13 protein-coding genes are annotated in these 15,873 nt (G+C 50.0%); 5 read left to right on the forward strand and 8 right to left on the reverse strand.

Features of this window, described 5'->3' with window-relative positions:
• Positions 1–2 precede the first annotated feature (2 nt).
• From K0T92_RS23685 to K0T92_RS23695, 3 genes are all read right to left on the reverse strand, one after another.
• Positions 3–1,859 (reverse strand): CHASE2 domain-containing protein, encoded by a 1,857-nt coding sequence (locus K0T92_RS23685; RefSeq protein ID WP_219875098.1) that lies wholly within the window; start codon positions 1,857–1,859, stop codon positions 3–5.
• A gap of 259 nt (positions 1,860–2,118) precedes the next feature.
• Positions 2,119–2,355 (reverse strand): ferredoxin, encoded by a 237-nt coding sequence (locus K0T92_RS23690; protein ID WP_219875099.1) that lies wholly within the window; start codon positions 2,353–2,355, stop codon positions 2,119–2,121.
• Between the two features lie 67 nt (positions 2,356–2,422).
• Positions 2,423–3,709, reverse strand: a complete 1,287-nt coding sequence (locus K0T92_RS23695) for a DNA polymerase IV (protein WP_219875100.1) — start codon at positions 3,707–3,709, stop codon at positions 2,423–2,425.
• A gap of 270 nt (positions 3,710–3,979) precedes the next feature.
• Between K0T92_RS23695 and cimA the strand changes: the two genes are divergently transcribed.
• Positions 3,980–5,593 (forward strand): citramalate synthase, encoded by a 1,614-nt coding sequence (gene cimA / locus K0T92_RS23700; protein ID WP_219875101.1) that lies wholly within the window; start codon positions 3,980–3,982, stop codon positions 5,591–5,593.
• 85 nt (positions 5,594–5,678) lie between these two features.
• On the opposite strand, the gene K0T92_RS23705 is transcribed toward cimA, so the two are convergent.
• Positions 5,679–6,245, reverse strand: coding sequence for a TlpA family protein disulfide reductase (locus K0T92_RS23705; RefSeq protein ID WP_219875102.1), 567 nt, complete (start codon positions 6,243–6,245; stop codon positions 5,679–5,681).
• Positions 6,246–6,372: 127 nt separating this feature from the next.
• Here K0T92_RS23705 and K0T92_RS23710 point away from each other — a divergent pair, with 127 nt between their 5' ends.
• Both K0T92_RS23710 and K0T92_RS23715 read left to right on the forward strand, forming a co-directional pair.
• A complete protein-coding gene (locus tag K0T92_RS23710; protein ID WP_219875103.1) occupies positions 6,373–7,650 on the forward strand; it encodes an MFS transporter in 1,278 nt (425 codons plus the stop codon).
• Between the two features lie 83 nt (positions 7,651–7,733).
• A complete protein-coding gene (locus tag K0T92_RS23715) occupies positions 7,734–8,213 on the forward strand; it encodes a M67 family metallopeptidase (protein ID WP_219875104.1) in 480 nt (159 codons plus the stop codon).
• Here K0T92_RS23715 and K0T92_RS23720 read toward each other — a convergent pair.
• From K0T92_RS23720 to K0T92_RS23730, 3 genes are read right to left on the reverse strand one after another with little or no spacing between them, the layout of a single operon-like run.
• Positions 8,187–8,921 carry a 3'-5' exonuclease gene (locus K0T92_RS23720; protein WP_219875105.1) on the reverse strand — a complete coding sequence of 245 codons (735 nt, stop codon included), beginning with the start codon at positions 8,919–8,921 and terminating at the stop codon, positions 8,187–8,189. The two genes, K0T92_RS23715 and K0T92_RS23720, sit on opposite strands and share 27 nt — an antisense overlap.
• 19 nt (positions 8,922–8,940) lie before the next feature.
• Entirely contained in the window at positions 8,941–10,008 is a 1,068-nt protein-coding gene (locus tag K0T92_RS23725) for a DUF294 nucleotidyltransferase-like domain-containing protein (protein WP_219875106.1), read from the reverse strand.
• A gap of 47 nt (positions 10,009–10,055) precedes the next feature.
• A complete protein-coding gene (locus K0T92_RS23730; protein ID WP_343223784.1) occupies positions 10,056–11,432 on the reverse strand; it encodes an ammonium transporter in 1,377 nt (458 codons plus the stop codon).
• 412 nt (positions 11,433–11,844) lie between these two features.
• Between K0T92_RS23730 and K0T92_RS23735 the strand changes: the two genes are divergently transcribed.
• Together K0T92_RS23735 and K0T92_RS23740 are read left to right on the forward strand one after the other, a co-directional pair.
• Positions 11,845–12,285 carry a MerR family transcriptional regulator gene (locus K0T92_RS23735; protein WP_219875107.1) on the forward strand — a complete coding sequence of 147 codons (441 nt, stop codon included), beginning with the start codon at positions 11,845–11,847 and terminating at the stop codon, positions 12,283–12,285.
• 48 nt (positions 12,286–12,333) lie between these two features.
• Positions 12,334–13,017: a zinc metallopeptidase gene (locus tag K0T92_RS23740; protein ID WP_219875108.1), complete on the forward strand. Its 684-nt coding sequence runs from the start codon at positions 12,334–12,336 to the stop codon at positions 13,015–13,017.
• A 706-nt stretch (positions 13,018–13,723) separates the two neighbouring features.
• On the opposite strand, the gene K0T92_RS23745 is transcribed toward K0T92_RS23740, so the two are convergent.
• Positions 13,724–15,856 (reverse strand): methyl-accepting chemotaxis protein, encoded by a 2,133-nt coding sequence (locus K0T92_RS23745; RefSeq protein WP_219875129.1) that lies wholly within the window; start codon positions 15,854–15,856, stop codon positions 13,724–13,726.
• Positions 15,857–15,873 lie beyond the last annotated feature (17 nt).

Here is a 15,873-nt window from a genome sequence, read left to right on the forward strand (position 1 = left end):
CTTTACGCCTCTGCATCTCCCAATACCTCTGTTACGAGAACCGGCTTCTCTTTCCCTTTGACTTTAATCTCGCCAATCGACTCCGTCTTGAAAAGTCCTTGCACACGAGCCAGTGTCTCCTCACTGATCAGAATTTGGCCTGGCTTGGCATTGGCCTCCAGACGGGCCGCAAGATTAACCGTGTCTCCGATAGCCGTGTAGTCGAGACGCAGCATCTCCGAGCCGATATTGCCGACTACAGCAGGACCGCTGTTAATTCCGACACCGAATCGCACCGGAACGCCGATTTCACGCAGACACCGCTCTTCCAGCTCAGCGGATTGCCGCTTCATCTCCAGTGCAGCGCGTACCGCCATTTCCGGATGATTCGGCTGCGAGATCGGAGCACCGAAAATCGCCATCACGCCATCTCCAATGAATTTGTCCAGCGTGCCGCTGCATTTGAATACAGCCTTTGTACAAATGTCCAGATACTCATTCAGCACTTGAATGACCTGCTCCGGCTCCAGCTTCTCCGACATCGGAGTAAAGCCGCGAATATCGACGAACACCACACTGATATCCCGGCGCTGTCCGCCAACCTTTACCTCTTCACCGGAGGAAAGCATTTCATCAACAACTGTGCGCGGTACGAAACGGCCGAATATATTCGTAACTCTGCTCCGTTCCCGCCGTTCGCTCACATAATGCATGACGACTGTAAAGATAAACATAGACGTCATCGCCAGAAACGGATATGTAACGGTAATGAAATAGTTCAAAAAATATGAGCTCATTACCCAGCCGCCCAGAAACAAGACAGCCAGCAAGCCATATACGATAAATGCTCTCGTCCCCATGAAGCGCTCGAAGAGAAGAAACGACAGCAGTGTCAGTCCAATAATAACAGCGTAGTTTACTGGGGCCTGCGCCTTTGTGAAGAACTTGCCAGCGACTAGCGACTGCACCATATTGGCATGAATTTCGACTCCGAACATCTTGAGCGTCGAACTTAGAGGTGTAATATATTCATCCTGCAGACCCGAAGCATAAGGGCCGATCAGCACCACGTTATTCTCATAGAATCCGGCGTCGATTTCTCCTGTAAGCACATCAACGAATGACTGTGAATCATAGCCGGTTTCCAGGCTGATCTCTTCTCTGGGCTTCGTGTAGAATTCGGTTGCGATCTGATTGCGGCTGTTGACCGGAATTCGCTCCATGCCACGATACCAGGCATCCTCCTGCTCATTCCAATAGACCTGATGCTGCGCATCAAGCAGATAGTTCGCCAGCTTCACGCTGAAAGCCGGAATTGCCTTCCCGTCCTCCGCCTCCAGGCCAACCGTCAGCATCCGAACCGTCCCGTCGCGGTCCTGCATAACATTGATGTGCCCGACCTGATCTGGCCCAGCGCCGATCGTGTCTGCCGGATAGAGGATGGATTCCGTCTCCATCTCCCCGACCCCATCCTGCCTGGCTTTGAAATTAAATACAACAGGAAGAATAACGTTGGAATACTTCTTCATCACTTCCGCCATCATCCCATCGCTGACGGGATCATTACCCGGCTCCGCAAGCACGACATCAAGCGCAATCGCTTTGGCCCCTGCCTCGGCGAGCTTCGTAATGAGCTCCGCGTACAGCCCGCGATCCCATGGAAATTGGCCTAACGCTTCTATTGATTGCTGATCGATCTTAATAATTTTAATATCAGTATCCGGCGCCCGTTCCGCATCGGACTGCACCATGACTCTATCCTGAAAAGCGGATTCCAACTGATTCAATGAACCTCCTGATCCAAGACTGTACAGGAACGACCAGAAGAAACAGATGAATAAACAGGCGGTTGATGCTATCAGCCATTTGCGTTTAAGCATAAAGTCCCCCTATTCCAAATTGCAATTGCTAGAATAAGCCTATTTATCTCCCTCTATTCTAGTTCAAATTTCAAGACTATGGCAACAGAAACATGTCGAATACAGTGAAAAATGTCGTTTCCAGTGCGATGGGCTGCACACCTGCTACATGCAGGGCCAACCGCGCGCAAACAGCGCTGTAAGAACAGAAAAAACCCATCTCTCGTTCCATACGAGGGATGGGTTTCTTCTATTATATGCCACTGGCATTCATAATCTATTAGTTGTTGAAAGCCGCATCTGCGATCTTGATGGAATCTGTAGGGCAGCCGTCAGCAGCATCCTGCAGATCATCGTACAAATCTTCCGGAATTTCCGTATTTCCTTTGTTGCCGTCATTAGCGTAGATTACTTCAGCAAGACCTTCATCATCGTAATCGTAAATATCTGGTGCAGTCGCACCGCAAGCTCCGCATGCAATACAGGTATCTTTTTCAACCCAAGTAAACTTCGCCATCGTATTCCCTCCTATTAATTCGCAAGCGTGTCAGCTTGCCTCTCATCATAATAACAAAGACTAGCCTTCATTCATCACTATATAACAAATGCTCGTCCGTTTGCAAGGATGTACCGCGAATTCTCTTGTTCCGAATAAGTGCCGAGGGATCATCCCCCAGCATCCCTGCCGTTAATACGGCATCTTCCCCGAATTTGTCCCTCAGCATATCCATTGCCTTCGTCAATGCTTCCCGCTTCGGCTGCTCCTTGTAATCGAACAAATCAAGCTGTACAGCCGTATCCTCTCGCCGGGACAGGTTTTGCAGCGTTACACCCAGCAATCGGACGGGGTCGCCTTCACGCCAATGCTTGTCGAAGAGCTTGCAGGCCTCACGGTGAATGTCTGCTGTCGTATCAGTAGGAACCGCCAGTGTGAAGGATCGGTTGACAGTGGACATATCCGGCTTGCGCACCACAATTTGCACAGTCGATGCAAGCAGCTTTTGCCGCCGCAATCTTCTGCCCGTCTGATCTGCCAAATTCAGCAGTACACGGTGCGCCTCATCACGCCCGGTCACATCCTGCGGAAGAGTCGTCGTATGTCCAATCGACTTATTCTGTTCCCGCGACGGGTTAACCGGAGAATAATCAAAACCGTGAGCGGCAGCCTTCATCCACGATCCCACAACTCCGAACTGCTTCACAAGCAGCGACTCTTCTGCCGCTGCAAGCTGGCCGATCGTCATAATGTTAAGCCGTTTCAGCTTCTCCGCTGTTTTGCGCCCGATACCAAACAGCGACTGGCATGGCTTATGCCAGAGCAGCTTCGGCACATCTCGAATGCGAAGCACGGTGAACCCGTTAGGCTTCTGCATATCCGAGGCCATCTTCGCCAATAGCTTATTGGGCGCCACACCAATAGAGCTTGGCAAATTCCACTCGCTTTGAATACGGCTCTGAATGGTTCTGGCGATCTCAAGCGGCTCACCGAACAGGGTTGAACCGGTAATATCGAGATAGCATTCATCAATCGAGGTCGCCTCAACAAGCGGGGTATACTGCCTTGCTACCGACATAAAGCCGCGTGAATATTTACGATACAGATCAAAATCAGGGGTTATAAGCATCAGATCAGGACATAAATTCAAGCCTTGGCGAACCGTCATCCCTGTTTTGACACCCTTCATGCGAGCCGTGTAGGATGACGTTACGATGATCCCTTTGCGAAGCTCCACACTTCCTGCGACAGCTGTCGGCTTCCCTTTATATATATGCGGCTCCTCAGCTTCGTGAACTGAGCAATAGAACGCATTCATGTCCAAATGAATAATAATCCGGCCTTTGCCTGCTTTACTGAGCTCATCCGCCTTCATAGCCGCAACCCGGCTGAGGAATCAATATGCGCTGAATGGCCCCTGTATGACGGTGCGGCAATCATCATGATACATCCTCCCCAAGCTTCCCGAATTTAATGTATCCCCATCGGCTAATATCAGCATACAATCGCCTATGTCCGGCGTCAACTTTACCCCTTGCTGTTATATATGAAAATACAGTCTTTTTTCTTCTCTCCCCGCATAAGTAATGCTATAATTAATAAGATTGACTTTGCAAAGGAATCACGAAGGAGGAGCGTCCAGGTTATGACAAACGTAATCTCAATTTTCGACACGACGCTGCGGGACGGTACACAAGGAGAAGGGATCAGCCTTTCAGCCGATGATAAACTCAAGATCGCCCAGAAGCTTGATCAGCTAGGCGTACATTATATTGAAGGTGGCAACCCCGGCAGCAACAGCAAGGACATTGAATTTTTCGAGCGGGCCAAAGCATTGAAGCTCCGTGCAAAAATTACCGCTTTCGGCAGCACAAGACGCAAGAACAGTCTGGCTGAGCATGACAGCAGCCTGCTGCGCATCGTTGAATCCGGCGTTCCTGCCGCTACACTGGTAGGCAAATCATGGGATTTTCACGTGCACACCGCACTGCAAACGACATTGGAAGAGAATCTGTCCATGATTTATGATTCCTTTGCTTTTCTGAAGAGAAACGGTGTCGAGGCGATCTTTGATTCCGAGCATTTCTTCGACGGGTACAAGCATAATGCGGAATACGCCTTGTCCGTGCTTCGCAAAGCACAGGATGCTGGCGCGGATTGGATTGTTCTATGCGACACGAACGGAGGGACATTGCCTTCGGAGATCCACGAGATCGTCTCACGCGTGCGCTCAGAGCTGTCCGCTCCGATCGGGATTCATACCCATAATGACTGCGAGCTTGCAGTGGCTAACACATTGGCTGCTGTACAAGCAGGCGCCAGACAGGTACAGGGTACGATCAACGGATACGGCGAGCGCTGCGGCAACGCCAATCTTTGCTCCATTATTCCGAACCTTCAGCTTAAACTGAACTATCCTTGCATTAGCGACGACCAGCTTCAATCGCTTACAACTGCTGCCAGATACGTTAGCGAGATCGCCAACGTGCATATGCCTGTCGGACAGCCTTACGTAGGCAACGCGGCATTTGCCCACAAGGGCGGCATCCATGTATCCGCGATTATGAAAGACTCCAAAACCTATGAGCATATCACTCCTGGTCTTGTCGGCAACAAGCAGCGCATCCTGGTGTCCGAGCTTGCAGGCCAGAGCAACATTATTTCCAAGGCTCAGGAGCTTGGGCTTGATGTCAACTCCAACAACGATAAGACCAAGCAAATTATGGAGCGGATCAAAGATCTTGAACATCAGGGCTATCAATTCGAAGGTGCTGACGCCTCACTGGAGCTGCTCCTTCGCGATGCTTTCGGAGAGATGAAAGAGATGTTCCAGCTGGAATCCTTCAAGATGCTCGTGGAGAAAACAAGCGGCACCATGAATGCGGAGGCGATCGTCAAGGTAACGGTTGACGAGCAGACCGTGTACACCGCAGCGGAAGGAAACGGACCCGTCAACGCGCTGGACAACGCGCTTCGCAAGGCGCTTGTACAATTCTATCCCAGCATCAACAACATCCATCTTGCCGACTATAAAGTGCGGGTTATTGATGAGAAGGATGCTACAGCCGCGAAGGTGCGCGTATTAATGGAATCCACCGATTTCAAGAACACTTGGAATACGGTTGGCGTATCAAGCAACGTTATCGAAGCGAGCTGGGAAGCTCTAGTGGACAGCTTCCGCTATGCACTGCTCACGATGTCCAAGGTAGACAGTATTCATGCAGAGCCGAGAGCACAGCTTGGCCTCGTGAATCACTAATCAGCAGGGAATGAATAAAGCCAAGACAGCAGCGCAGCGCGCCCATGTCTTGGCTTTATTCATGTCTGGCTGCTGCAGTCGTACATTACCCGGCAGCCTTCTCTTTCTTTTCCTCTTCCACCTTAATCCACTTCTCCAGCAAATCTTCCCATTCGTTCATGGAGATAACACCCGGAATCCGTTCCCTGACGATACCATTGCTGTCGATAATAAAGCTTGTTGGAAAGGTCGTTACCTTATACAGGTCTGTCGCTTCACCTTCACGATCCATCAAGATCGGGAACGTCAGCTTGAACTCCTTCACAAATTCCCTGGCCTGCCGCTCCTTGTCATAGGTAGTCCCATTCACCCCGTACAGCTCCACCTTGTCGCCGTACTTCTTGAAGAGGGCTTGCAAATCAGGCGCTTCAAGCTCGCAGGGGCCGCACCAAGACGCCCAGAAGTTGAGCAGCAGCAGCTTATCCTTCTTCCCGCCTACCGCTAACGGCTTATCGTCCAGATCAGGCAGCTCAAGGGCAGGAGCGGTGAAGCCTGGCTTGGGCTTCATCTCCGATGAGGCCGCCATTGCCGCTTCCTTCTTGTCATTATTCTGATATATCGCAGCGCCCGTCAATACGACTACTATAAAAAGCAGCACAATCGTCCGTTTCATACTAATCCTTCTTTCCTTCCGCTAATTCAATTCTCTGTCCTCCATTATGTTACCATGACGAGGAATGGAAGCTCAAGTTGATGGACATATTACCCCCATAATGTATATCCATGGGAGCGCATAACATATGAGCACAAAAGTCAAAAACAGCTGGACGGGCAGCCAGAGCAGCAAGCACCGGGCACAGCAAGTATCCAATTCCAACAAAGGCGGCTCCAAGCTGCGCGAATATATTGCGTTGTCATCCGTACCGCTTGTACTCGTTCTCGGCAACTCCATGCTAGTCCCTATACTGCCGGACATGGAGCGCAAGCTCGGCGTAACTACTTTGCAAGCCAGCATGGTCATCACTCTGTTCTCTGTAGCAGCCGGAATTGTCATTCCTTTCGCCGGCTACCTGTCAGACCGCTTCTCGCGAAAGGCCATTATTCTCCCGTCGCTGGCGTTGTATGGCATCGCCGGAATCGCAGCCGGAATCGCAGCCGTCTCGGGCTCCTACACGCTGCTCATCCTCTCACGCGCCATACAAGGCATCGGTGCTGCCGGAACAGCTCCCATCGCTATGGCGCTCGTTGGCGACATGTATCGGGACGGCGAGGAAAGCGAAGCACTCGGCCTGATCGAAGCCTCCAATGGCGCTGGCAAAGTGATCAGTCCCATACTCGGCTCCGTACTGGCGCTGCTTGCATGGTTTGCCCCCCTGTTCGCGTTCCCATTGTTCTGCGCGGCCGCCTTCTTCGCCATGCTGCTGCTCATTCAAGAACCGCCCAATGATAAGGACAAACCGTCCGTGGGGCAATATCTCAAGGATATTGCAGCTCTGTTCCGTGAGAAGGGCCGATTTCTGCTGGCCGCCTTCGCCTCCGGCTCCTTAGGCTTGTTTATCTTGTTCGGGGTATTGTTCCGATTGTCCGATGTGCTGGAGAATCCTCCGCATCATATCGATGGAGTTGCCAAAGGCGGTGTGCTGGCGATCCCGCTTCTCGGACTTGTCATAACAGCATACTGGACCGGACATCGAATCAAAAGCAACGGCCGTCTGATGAGACGGCTCATGATCCTCGGACTTGCCTTGATGGCTTGCTCCTTGGCTGCTGCTGCTTTCATGCACCGCAATCTGTATGCCCTCATCGGGTTCGCACTGCTCAGCAGCATCGGCACCGGACTGCTGCTTCCCTGCCTCAATACGCTCATTACGAATGCTGTAGACCGGTCACATCGCGGGATGATTACCTCGCTATACAGCAGCCTGCGATTTTTCGGAGTCGCACTTGGCCCGCCCTTGTTCGGCATGCTTGCCGATCGTTCGGATACGCTGCTGTACAGCGTGGTGGCCGCTTTATCTGTCATCGGACTCTGCCTGATCGCCGGCCTGGTGCACCCTCCTGACCAAGTAAAGGGTTAGCCGAAGCGTTTGCGGCGCTTTCATGAATCCCTGGATTACGCTATAATTGGCCTATCTATCCAGCGGAAAGAGAGCACACAACGATGAATCACATTCAAGCTAATGCCACAATAACAGCAGGCGCATACAGGCAACTAATTGCAGTCTGTCAGGCGGGGCTGCCTCATGAAGCTTGCGGTGTTCTGGCATGCAGCATGGATGAAGATATTGCAACTGTCTCAGCGTGCCCTGTTGATTCCCTGCTTCCCGTCAATCGCATTCATACAATCCGCAACGTGGCAGCAGCTGCCGCGCACAGCTTTCAATTCCATCCTCAGGATTGGATTGACACCCTCTACCTCATGCAAAAAAACCGACAATCGCTTGTCGGCTTGTTCCATAGTCATCCCGGCTCCTTGCCAATTCCATCTGCGGCAGATCATGCCGGCATTTCTTTCAGCGCTACGATGTCCTATTGGATAATATCGTTGATCAACCCACAATCCCCAATTGTTCAACCGTACCGCTACTGCAGCAGCGACCAGTCATTCCGGCCATTAATGCTTGCTCAAATAGGCATATAAGTCACTAAGCGTCACTACATTCCGCGCCAGAATACGCTTTAGATACTGCAGCCACAGCTTGGCAGTCATAACGGAATCCTCTAATGCATGATGCCGCTGCGTTATTTCGATCCCATTGCTCATCAGAAGATCATCCAGACTGTAGCTGTCCCGTTTGGGCTCCAGCCATTTGGCTACCATCATCGTGTCCAGCACCCGGTGCGTGAGATTAACCTTGGAGGTCCGCCATAGGGCGGCGTCCAGGAACTGTTTGTCATGACTGCTGGCGTGGGCAATCATCATTCTTTTGCCGACGAACTCCATAAAGTCATGAAGAACCTGCATTAAATCAGGCGCATCCGCAACCATTTCGTTCGTAATGCCTGTCAGCTCCGCGATATGCTTGGGTACTTTGCGCTTTGGATTGACCAGGCTGTAGAACGAGCGATTCTCGACAAACTCTCCGCCCCTCAGCGTGACCGCGCCTACGGACAGAATTTCATCCCCATTGTTCGGATAGAACCCCGTTGTCTCCAGATCAAATACAACGACCTCCAGTTCGCGCAAAGGCTGCTCCATAATGGATTCCTTGCGCTGTCCTTTGGACATCGAACGAATAAACGCCATCTGCTGAGCATTCTGAGCACCCAGCATCGAGGCGATAGCAGGTGTAATGCCGCCCATTTTGTATAGATGCCACATCCGGCCGACGCCTTTTTGCTCCTTCATGCTTATCCCTCCGCCTTACCTAAACCCTGACTTTAGTTTGTTTAAAAACACGCCGCTGCAGCTTTTTGCCGGTTCGCAGTCCGTGCTTGAGCTCTTCAATCAAGACCTTCGTAAGCTTCCTGCGCGACAGCTTGCCATTATTCGTGTACATCCCGTCCACATTCCGTTCCGTAGCCAGCAGCCGCAGCCGCATGAACAAGCGGAATGCCTTCGCATAGGAAGAAGCCTCCTCTGCCGACAGCTTTCCCTTCAGTTGCAGGCTATGTATTCGGGCTAATGTCGAGGTTTCGCGCAATCCTGATTGTATGCTCATCATCCGAATCGCATTGACCATCGGAATATAAGCGCCATATTTCACATCCAGGCTCCCCGCATCCTCACCATAGCGCTCGCGAAGCAGCTGCCCGAACACGCCGATCAGCATCTTGTGACGCATTGTATTGTTGAGCATATGGCGCACAATGACCGGATTATCCAGCATATCGGAATAGAAATGATCCTTCAGCTTCTGAAGCAGCCCGCCCTCTCCATAGATCGAGCGGCTGTCTGCAACAATGAGCAAATATCTGACACGCTCCCAATCCGGCTCCTCGAACCATTCATTAAGCTTATTCTTCCAGTCCGTTAACGACAGACACCACTCCGGATTCGTGCTGATAACATTGCCATCACAAGGCGGATAGCCTAATTGCTGAAGCATCTCTACAATTGCTTGTGCCAGATGGGAGAAATATTGTGCAGCAGCTTCCCTTCCTGATTCGTCATCGGGATCCGCATATACGATTCCACTGTCCTGATCGCTTGATAGTGTCTGCTCTTCTCTTCCGCCGCTCCCGAACAACAAATAAGCGTAAGGCACGGGTGGAGAATTTCCCATCCGTGCCAAATTCGCTTCTGCGAGGGCAATCGCACGCTTTATTAATGCGTCATGCGCCTCATTCAGATTCGTATAAAATTGTTCGACCGGTTGCTCAGAGAGAAGACCCTCCATATGCTCGTGGATTCTATCCCGCAAGCTGCGCAGTGTGACGACCTCATCGGCCGTACCGATTCGTGACAGAAGCTGTGCACCAACCGGATCACTCATGGGGCTCTCTCCTCTCAATCATGATGAATGCAAGGCCAACTTACGGATTACAGATTTTGTTGAGCTTTTTTCATTTGCTCCGGATAACCGTAAGTACCATGCTCGGAAAGGTCGAGACCGATAATTTCTTGCTCTTCCGTTACACGGAATCCCATGACAAGCTTCATTACACCAAGAATCAAGAACGAAGCGCCAAGTACGTATGCACCACAGACAACAACAGATTCCAATTGAACCCACAGTTGGTACCAGCTTCCTGTATCGATCAGACCGCCTTGACCTACGCCGACTTTGTCAGCAAGAACTTGTGTAGCGAAGATACCGTTGGCAAGCGTACCCCAAATACCGGCCATACCGTGAACCGACAGTGCATAGATCGGATCGTCGACTTTAAGTTTCTCGAACAGTTTGACACTGAAGAATACAAGAACGCCAGCGACAAGACCAATGACAACCGCTGCCCACGGATCAACGAATGCACAGGATGCAGTAATGGCAACCAGACCAGCAAGCGCACCATTCAAAGTTGTCGTGATATCAGCCTTGCCAGTAATGAGCCAGGAGATTAGAAGCGCTGCTACTGCACCAGCCGCTGCTCCAAGCTGCGTATTGAATGCTACATAAGCGAAGAAACCATCGCCAACCGATACTGCTGAGCCCGCATTGAAGCCGAACCAGCCAACCCACAGGAGAAGTACGGACAAAGCGCTGAACACTTGGTTGTGACCAAGAATTTCATTGGCGGAGCCGTCTCTGTTAAATTTGCCGATACGCGGCTTCAGCAATACGGTAGCTGCGAACGCCGCGAGCGCTCCGGTCAAGTGAACAACTGTCGAGCCTGCATAGTCTTGCGCGCCATCTTGAGCCAGCCAGCCGCCGCCCCAGATCCAGTGTGCAACAACCGGGTAAATAACAGCTGTGAACAGAACCGTAAATACGAGGTAAGAGGACAATTTCGCACGTTCTGCGAATCCGCCCCAGGCAATGGACAGCGATATCGCTGCAAATGCCAGTTGGAACAAGAAGAATACCGAGGTCGGATAATTATCATTCGCCGGGTCGCCAGCAATGGCAGGATCGAAGAAGAAGCTGCCCCAACCGATTATTTTACTTAAAGTTTCATTCTCGACATTATCAGTACCGAATGTGATGCCATAACCGACTGCCCAATAAACGAGGGAACAAAGTCCTATTGTAAAGATCGTCTTACCTGCAACGTGACCTGCATTCTTCATTCGTGTGGAACCAGCTTCCAGAAGAATGAAGCCGCCCTGCATAAGAATAACGAGAATTGCTGCGATGAGGATCCATAGTGTGTTCAACCCCATGTTCAGCATTTGCGAGGATGCTTCATCCGCTGCAAAAGCCATTGTCGGGAACACTAGAGATAGAACACCTGAAGCTAGAGCTAATTTCTTGATCACTACGACCACTCCCTAAATGTTATCTTTATTCACATGTAATGAAAGGCTTAATGTCATTATAGTCAGAAGTGCTCAATTTGACAATATAGTTTTTTCATTTTAATAAAAAAAATCTAACATTAGCTTCTCTAAAAAGGTCGAATGTTAAGTTTTTTCACGAATTAGCTGGGAAAATGCCGATTTGACGCCTTCATTCTTCGCCTTTTCACTTCTTTTACCAGCACCTAAGCACCATGGCTGTGTTTAATTTCCGCTCCCTATGTTTACATTAAAATGTATGTCAGGATTGTTACAGATTCATCCAACAGAAGCAGAACGTTTGACTGTATGGTTAGGGATTCGGTATCATAAGATAGAACAATAAAATACGCGTACACGTCCCACATGAATGTTATGAAAGAAGGTGAAGACGTTGGCAAACAAGCCGTTATACCGAATCGGAGAGCTGGCTAAGCTAGCAGAAATCAGCCCCCGCACGATTGATTTCTACACCTCTATGGGCTTAATTGAACCGGAACGGCGCTCAGCGAAGAATTACCGCTTATATAGCGACGAAACATTGCTGCGCCTCAAACGTATCGTTCAATTAAAGAAAGACAAATATTCACTTGATGAAATCAGGGAGAATTTGAACCATTGGGGCAAGGTTTCTTCAGAGGAGCAAGTATCCAGCAAGCTCACAGACCTTCAGATGCAGCTAGAGCGGCTTCAGCGCGAAGTACAGGAGCTTGAACCGGTCATTAACCAGCTCAAGCCTAAACAGGCTCAACTGCTTTTTAAGAGGATCGTGCCGCAATCAGCGGCCTGTGTTGAAGCACTTATGTTATTAATGAATAAGAGCGGTTTAATGTAACAAGTACCATCCGGCTCTCACATCACAACATAATGGGGGGAATCAGTTATGCTTCTCTTTCATCCGATGGACTTCCTTATTATTATCGCTTTTGCGCTTTCGTTATGGGCCCAATTCCGGGTTAGCGGCACGTTTAACCGCTGGTCGGAGGTTAAGAATATGAGCGGCCTGACAGGATACGATGCAGCCAGAAGGATGCTCGATAGCAACGGGCTCCACGACGTGCCTGTCGAGGCCGTCCCTGGCAAGCTGTCAGACCATTACGATCCCATTCACCGTGCCGTCAGATTGTCCGAGCCTGTCTACTACGAGAGCTCAATCTCGGCGATCTCAGTGGCGTGCCACGAAGTTGGCCATGCCATCCAACATCAACAGCATTATCCTATGCTGACACTGCGCCACCGCATGTTTCCCGTTGTCCGGTTCGCTTCCGGAGCGGCGCCCTTTCTGCTGATAGCTGGATTTCTGTTCAGCTCGATGAATCTCGTCGGCATCGGCATTATTTTCTTCTCCGCAGCTGTCGCATTTCAGCTTGTGACATTGCCTGTTGAATTCAATGCCAGCAGCAGAGCGCGCGAGCTTATGGTTGCGGAGGGCTTTATCCGCAATGAAGAGGAGCGCGGTGTTGCCAAGGTTCTGAATGCAGCTGCCCTGACCTACGTCGCAGCAGCGCTCATCTCACTGCTTACACTGGTGAAATATATTATGATCTTCTCCTCCAACCGCGATTAACAATCTGCTTGCCGGAGAATACCTGACATCAAGAGTGCCGTCCGAAAAGTCCAATATCCAATGAGTCAGTTCCAAATGATGTAAAAAGATGCTCCCGAAACCACCAAATAGTGGTACTGGAAGCATCTTTTTATTGTATATGGGGGACTTAATAGGACTCTTCATCGAAGAACTTTCTAGACAATCCTTTCTCCAAGTGTTTAGAAGGCAGAGAGACGGAGTAAGAAGCCTGCGAATATGCATGAATTTCGGTTACAAGACGCTATTATAGTAATATTCCTGCAATCATGCATGAATTTAGGAAAAAATCGGCCGTTAATGGGAAATGAAGGTGAAATGCCTGCACTCTGGCAGGCATCTCACCTTCATGGGGTCAGATACAAGAAAAAAACTGCAGTTTCGCATGTTTCGCCTAGCTCGCATCTCGTTTGTATCGGCGTTTGAAATACGGATCGTCCTCTGGCGAGGAGAACGTTAACAGTCCCATGATCGCAGACATTCTACATCTTACAGCTTCTTAAAGTGGGAGTTGAGATTTCCAATAAGGACTTTCGGGACAGCCCCCTTCTTTCTTTCACGTTACTGGCCCGTTTGGAAATTAAAAAATCGCTCCTTATTGCCAATCGAGGACTGAACTCCCGACTGACTCAAGGAACGATTTCTTATACTTTTTTATTCAACTAGCCTTACGGAAAGCGGAATACGATTATTCTGTGCGGAATCGTGACAGTGATTCCTTCAGCTCAGCGGATACCGTCCCGAGCTTGTCAGACAGCTCCACGAGCCCTTCGCTAATACTCGTCTGCTCATTGCTAAGAGACGCCACTTCCTGCGATGTAGCTGATGCTTCCTCAGCAACCGCGCTGACATTCTCCATTGCCCCGGATAGAACCTGCTGTGACTGGTTAAGATTGCTGATGGATTCCGTGACTGATTCCAGCTTCGTCACAAAACCTCCCATATGGTTCTGAACCGTCAAGAAAATTTGATTCGCTTCCTTAACGGATTGGATCTGCTCCTTGAAGATCGGATAGGCATCAGACAACACAAGAACAGTCTCATCAATTTCCTTCTGAATCATATCTGTAATCTGGCCTACTACATCAATAGATTGACGGGATTGATCCGCCAGCTTCCTGATCTCGTCGGCAACAACCATGAACCCTTTGCCTGCAGCACCGGCTCTGGCCGCCTCAATCGTTGCATTCAGGGATAAAATATTCGTTTGCTTCGTCATGTTGTTCAGCACTTCAAGAATTTTCCGGATGGAGCGCGTGCTCTCCTTCAACCGGTCAACCTTCTCGACCATGGAACGTGTCATCTCTTCCGTTACGCCGGTTTTCTCAATGAGAATATTCATGTACGACGTCCCTTGCTGACTCGCTCTCTCCACCTCGGAAGCCGCGGCCCCCATATGCTCATTGGCATGAATAACAAGCGCCATCTGCTGGCTGATCTCGCCTGTCAAATCGCTGCCCTTCTCGGCTTCAACAGCCAGGTTGGTTGCCCCGCCTGCGATTTCCTCTGTAGCTACAGCAATTTCCCTGGCAGAGGTCGCTGTTTTCTTCGATGCCTCGGTCAACTGACCTGCGGTTGCCAGCACATCCTGTGCCGATTGATTGGCTTGGGTAACGAGTGTCGTAATCTGAGCCATCATCTGGTTGAAGCTCTGTGACAGCTGCCCAATCTCATCCTTCTTGTTCACATCGGATCTGACAAACAGATTGCCGCGCTCGCCTTCATTCATCAGATTGCGAAGCTTGATCAGCGGAATCGCTACGATACGGATGACGAGCAGGCCAATCAAGATTGCCAGCAGAGCAGCCAGACCTGCCATCATATACGTCATGTTGCGAATTTGCTTGGCATCCTTCACAAGCTCATCTACCGGAATCGAGCCGACCAAATGCCATTTCGTAGACTCAAATGTGTTATAGATCGTGAGCAAATCTTCTCCGCCCGCTGCTTTCATCTCGAACGAACCGCTCGTCTCCTCGGCAGGAATTTTGACAAGAGCTTCCTTCTCCAGATGCTCTTCATTCTGATCAAATATGACCCTGTGATTCTGGTCAATGATGGTGACATCACTGCCGACTCCCAATTGCAAATCCTCAAGCTGCTTCGCTATTTCATCCAAATATACTTCGATAATCAATATAAAGTTGCTTTCACTGGTCGTTAAATTTTTCAGCACCCGGCCAATTGCGAAAGTCGCTTTATTGGAGTCTCCGTTGTACCCCTTCAGCTTCGTCGGAAGCCATATGCTGCGCCCGTCCTGATCCCGGATCGCTTTCATCCAGTCCGATTTCTGCGCAGCAGGAACGTCGAGAGTCGTAATACCGAACGATATGCCGCTCTCTCCCTCTTTGATCGGAATAATACTGCCGCCCGCGATGGTTTTGTTGCCCATTAGATAAGTAAAGAGCATATCGGTCAGCTTCTTCTTCCCTTGAAACTTCTCATATTCGTCCTTGCTCCGGGTCAAGACACGCAATTCATCCTGAAGGTTCTTGTCCATCAGCATCTGCATCGTCAGATTCTCGTAGTTGTCGAACATCAAATCAAGCTTGCCGGTTGACTGCGCGATAGCTACAGAGCTGGAGTCCGTCACCTTGTCCTGTATAATCGACTTCGAAGTCGAATAGGAGAATAAGCCTACAATAAGTACACAAATCAGAATCGCACTGAAAATAATTAAAAACAATTTAACCCCGATCGATTTGATGGGATTGCCAAGCTTCATGCCTTTCAGGCTTTGAATTGCTGATGAGTAGCGGGATTGTGCAGGTGATTCCGATTGGGTTGGTTGCGTTTTCATTTTTTTGATTTTTTTCAGCATCATGGACACCACCTTAC

Origin of the sequence: Paenibacillus oenotherae, assembly GCF_019443105.1 — a bacterium.
GTDB lineage: Bacteria > Bacillota > Bacilli > Paenibacillales > Paenibacillaceae > Paenibacillus_Z > Paenibacillus_Z oenotherae.

What these genes read in the sequence shown, in the direction of transcription:
- K0T92_RS23685 (WP_219875098.1), bottom strand. Translation starts at nt 1,859, where the DNA reads ATGCTTAAACGCAAATGGCTGATAGCATCAACCGCCTGTTTATTCATC.
- K0T92_RS23690 (WP_219875099.1), bottom strand. Translation starts at nt 2,355, where the DNA reads ATGGCGAAGTTTACTTGGGTTGAAAAAGATACCTGTATTGCATGCGGA.
- K0T92_RS23695 (WP_219875100.1), bottom strand. Translation starts at nt 3,709, where the DNA reads ATGAAGGCGGATGAGCTCAGTAAAGCAGGCAAAGGCCGGATTATTATT.
- cimA (WP_219875101.1), top strand. Translation starts at nt 3,980, where the DNA reads ATGACAAACGTAATCTCAATTTTCGACACGACGCTGCGGGACGGTACA.
- K0T92_RS23705 (WP_219875102.1), bottom strand. Translation starts at nt 6,245, where the DNA reads ATGAAACGGACGATTGTGCTGCTTTTTATAGTAGTCGTATTGACGGGC.
- K0T92_RS23710 (WP_219875103.1), top strand. Translation starts at nt 6,373, where the DNA reads ATGAGCACAAAAGTCAAAAACAGCTGGACGGGCAGCCAGAGCAGCAAG.
- K0T92_RS23715 (WP_219875104.1), top strand. Translation starts at nt 7,734, where the DNA reads ATGAATCACATTCAAGCTAATGCCACAATAACAGCAGGCGCATACAGG.
- K0T92_RS23720 (WP_219875105.1), bottom strand. Translation starts at nt 8,921, where the DNA reads ATGAAGGAGCAAAAAGGCGTCGGCCGGATGTGGCATCTATACAAAATG.
- K0T92_RS23725 (WP_219875106.1), bottom strand. Translation starts at nt 10,008, where the DNA reads ATGAGTGATCCGGTTGGTGCACAGCTTCTGTCACGAATCGGTACGGCC.
- K0T92_RS23740 (WP_219875108.1), top strand. Translation starts at nt 12,334, where the DNA reads ATGCTTCTCTTTCATCCGATGGACTTCCTTATTATTATCGCTTTTGCG.
- K0T92_RS23745 (WP_219875129.1), bottom strand. Translation starts at nt 15,856, where the DNA reads ATGCTGAAAAAAATCAAAAAAATGAAAACGCAACCAACCCAATCGGAA.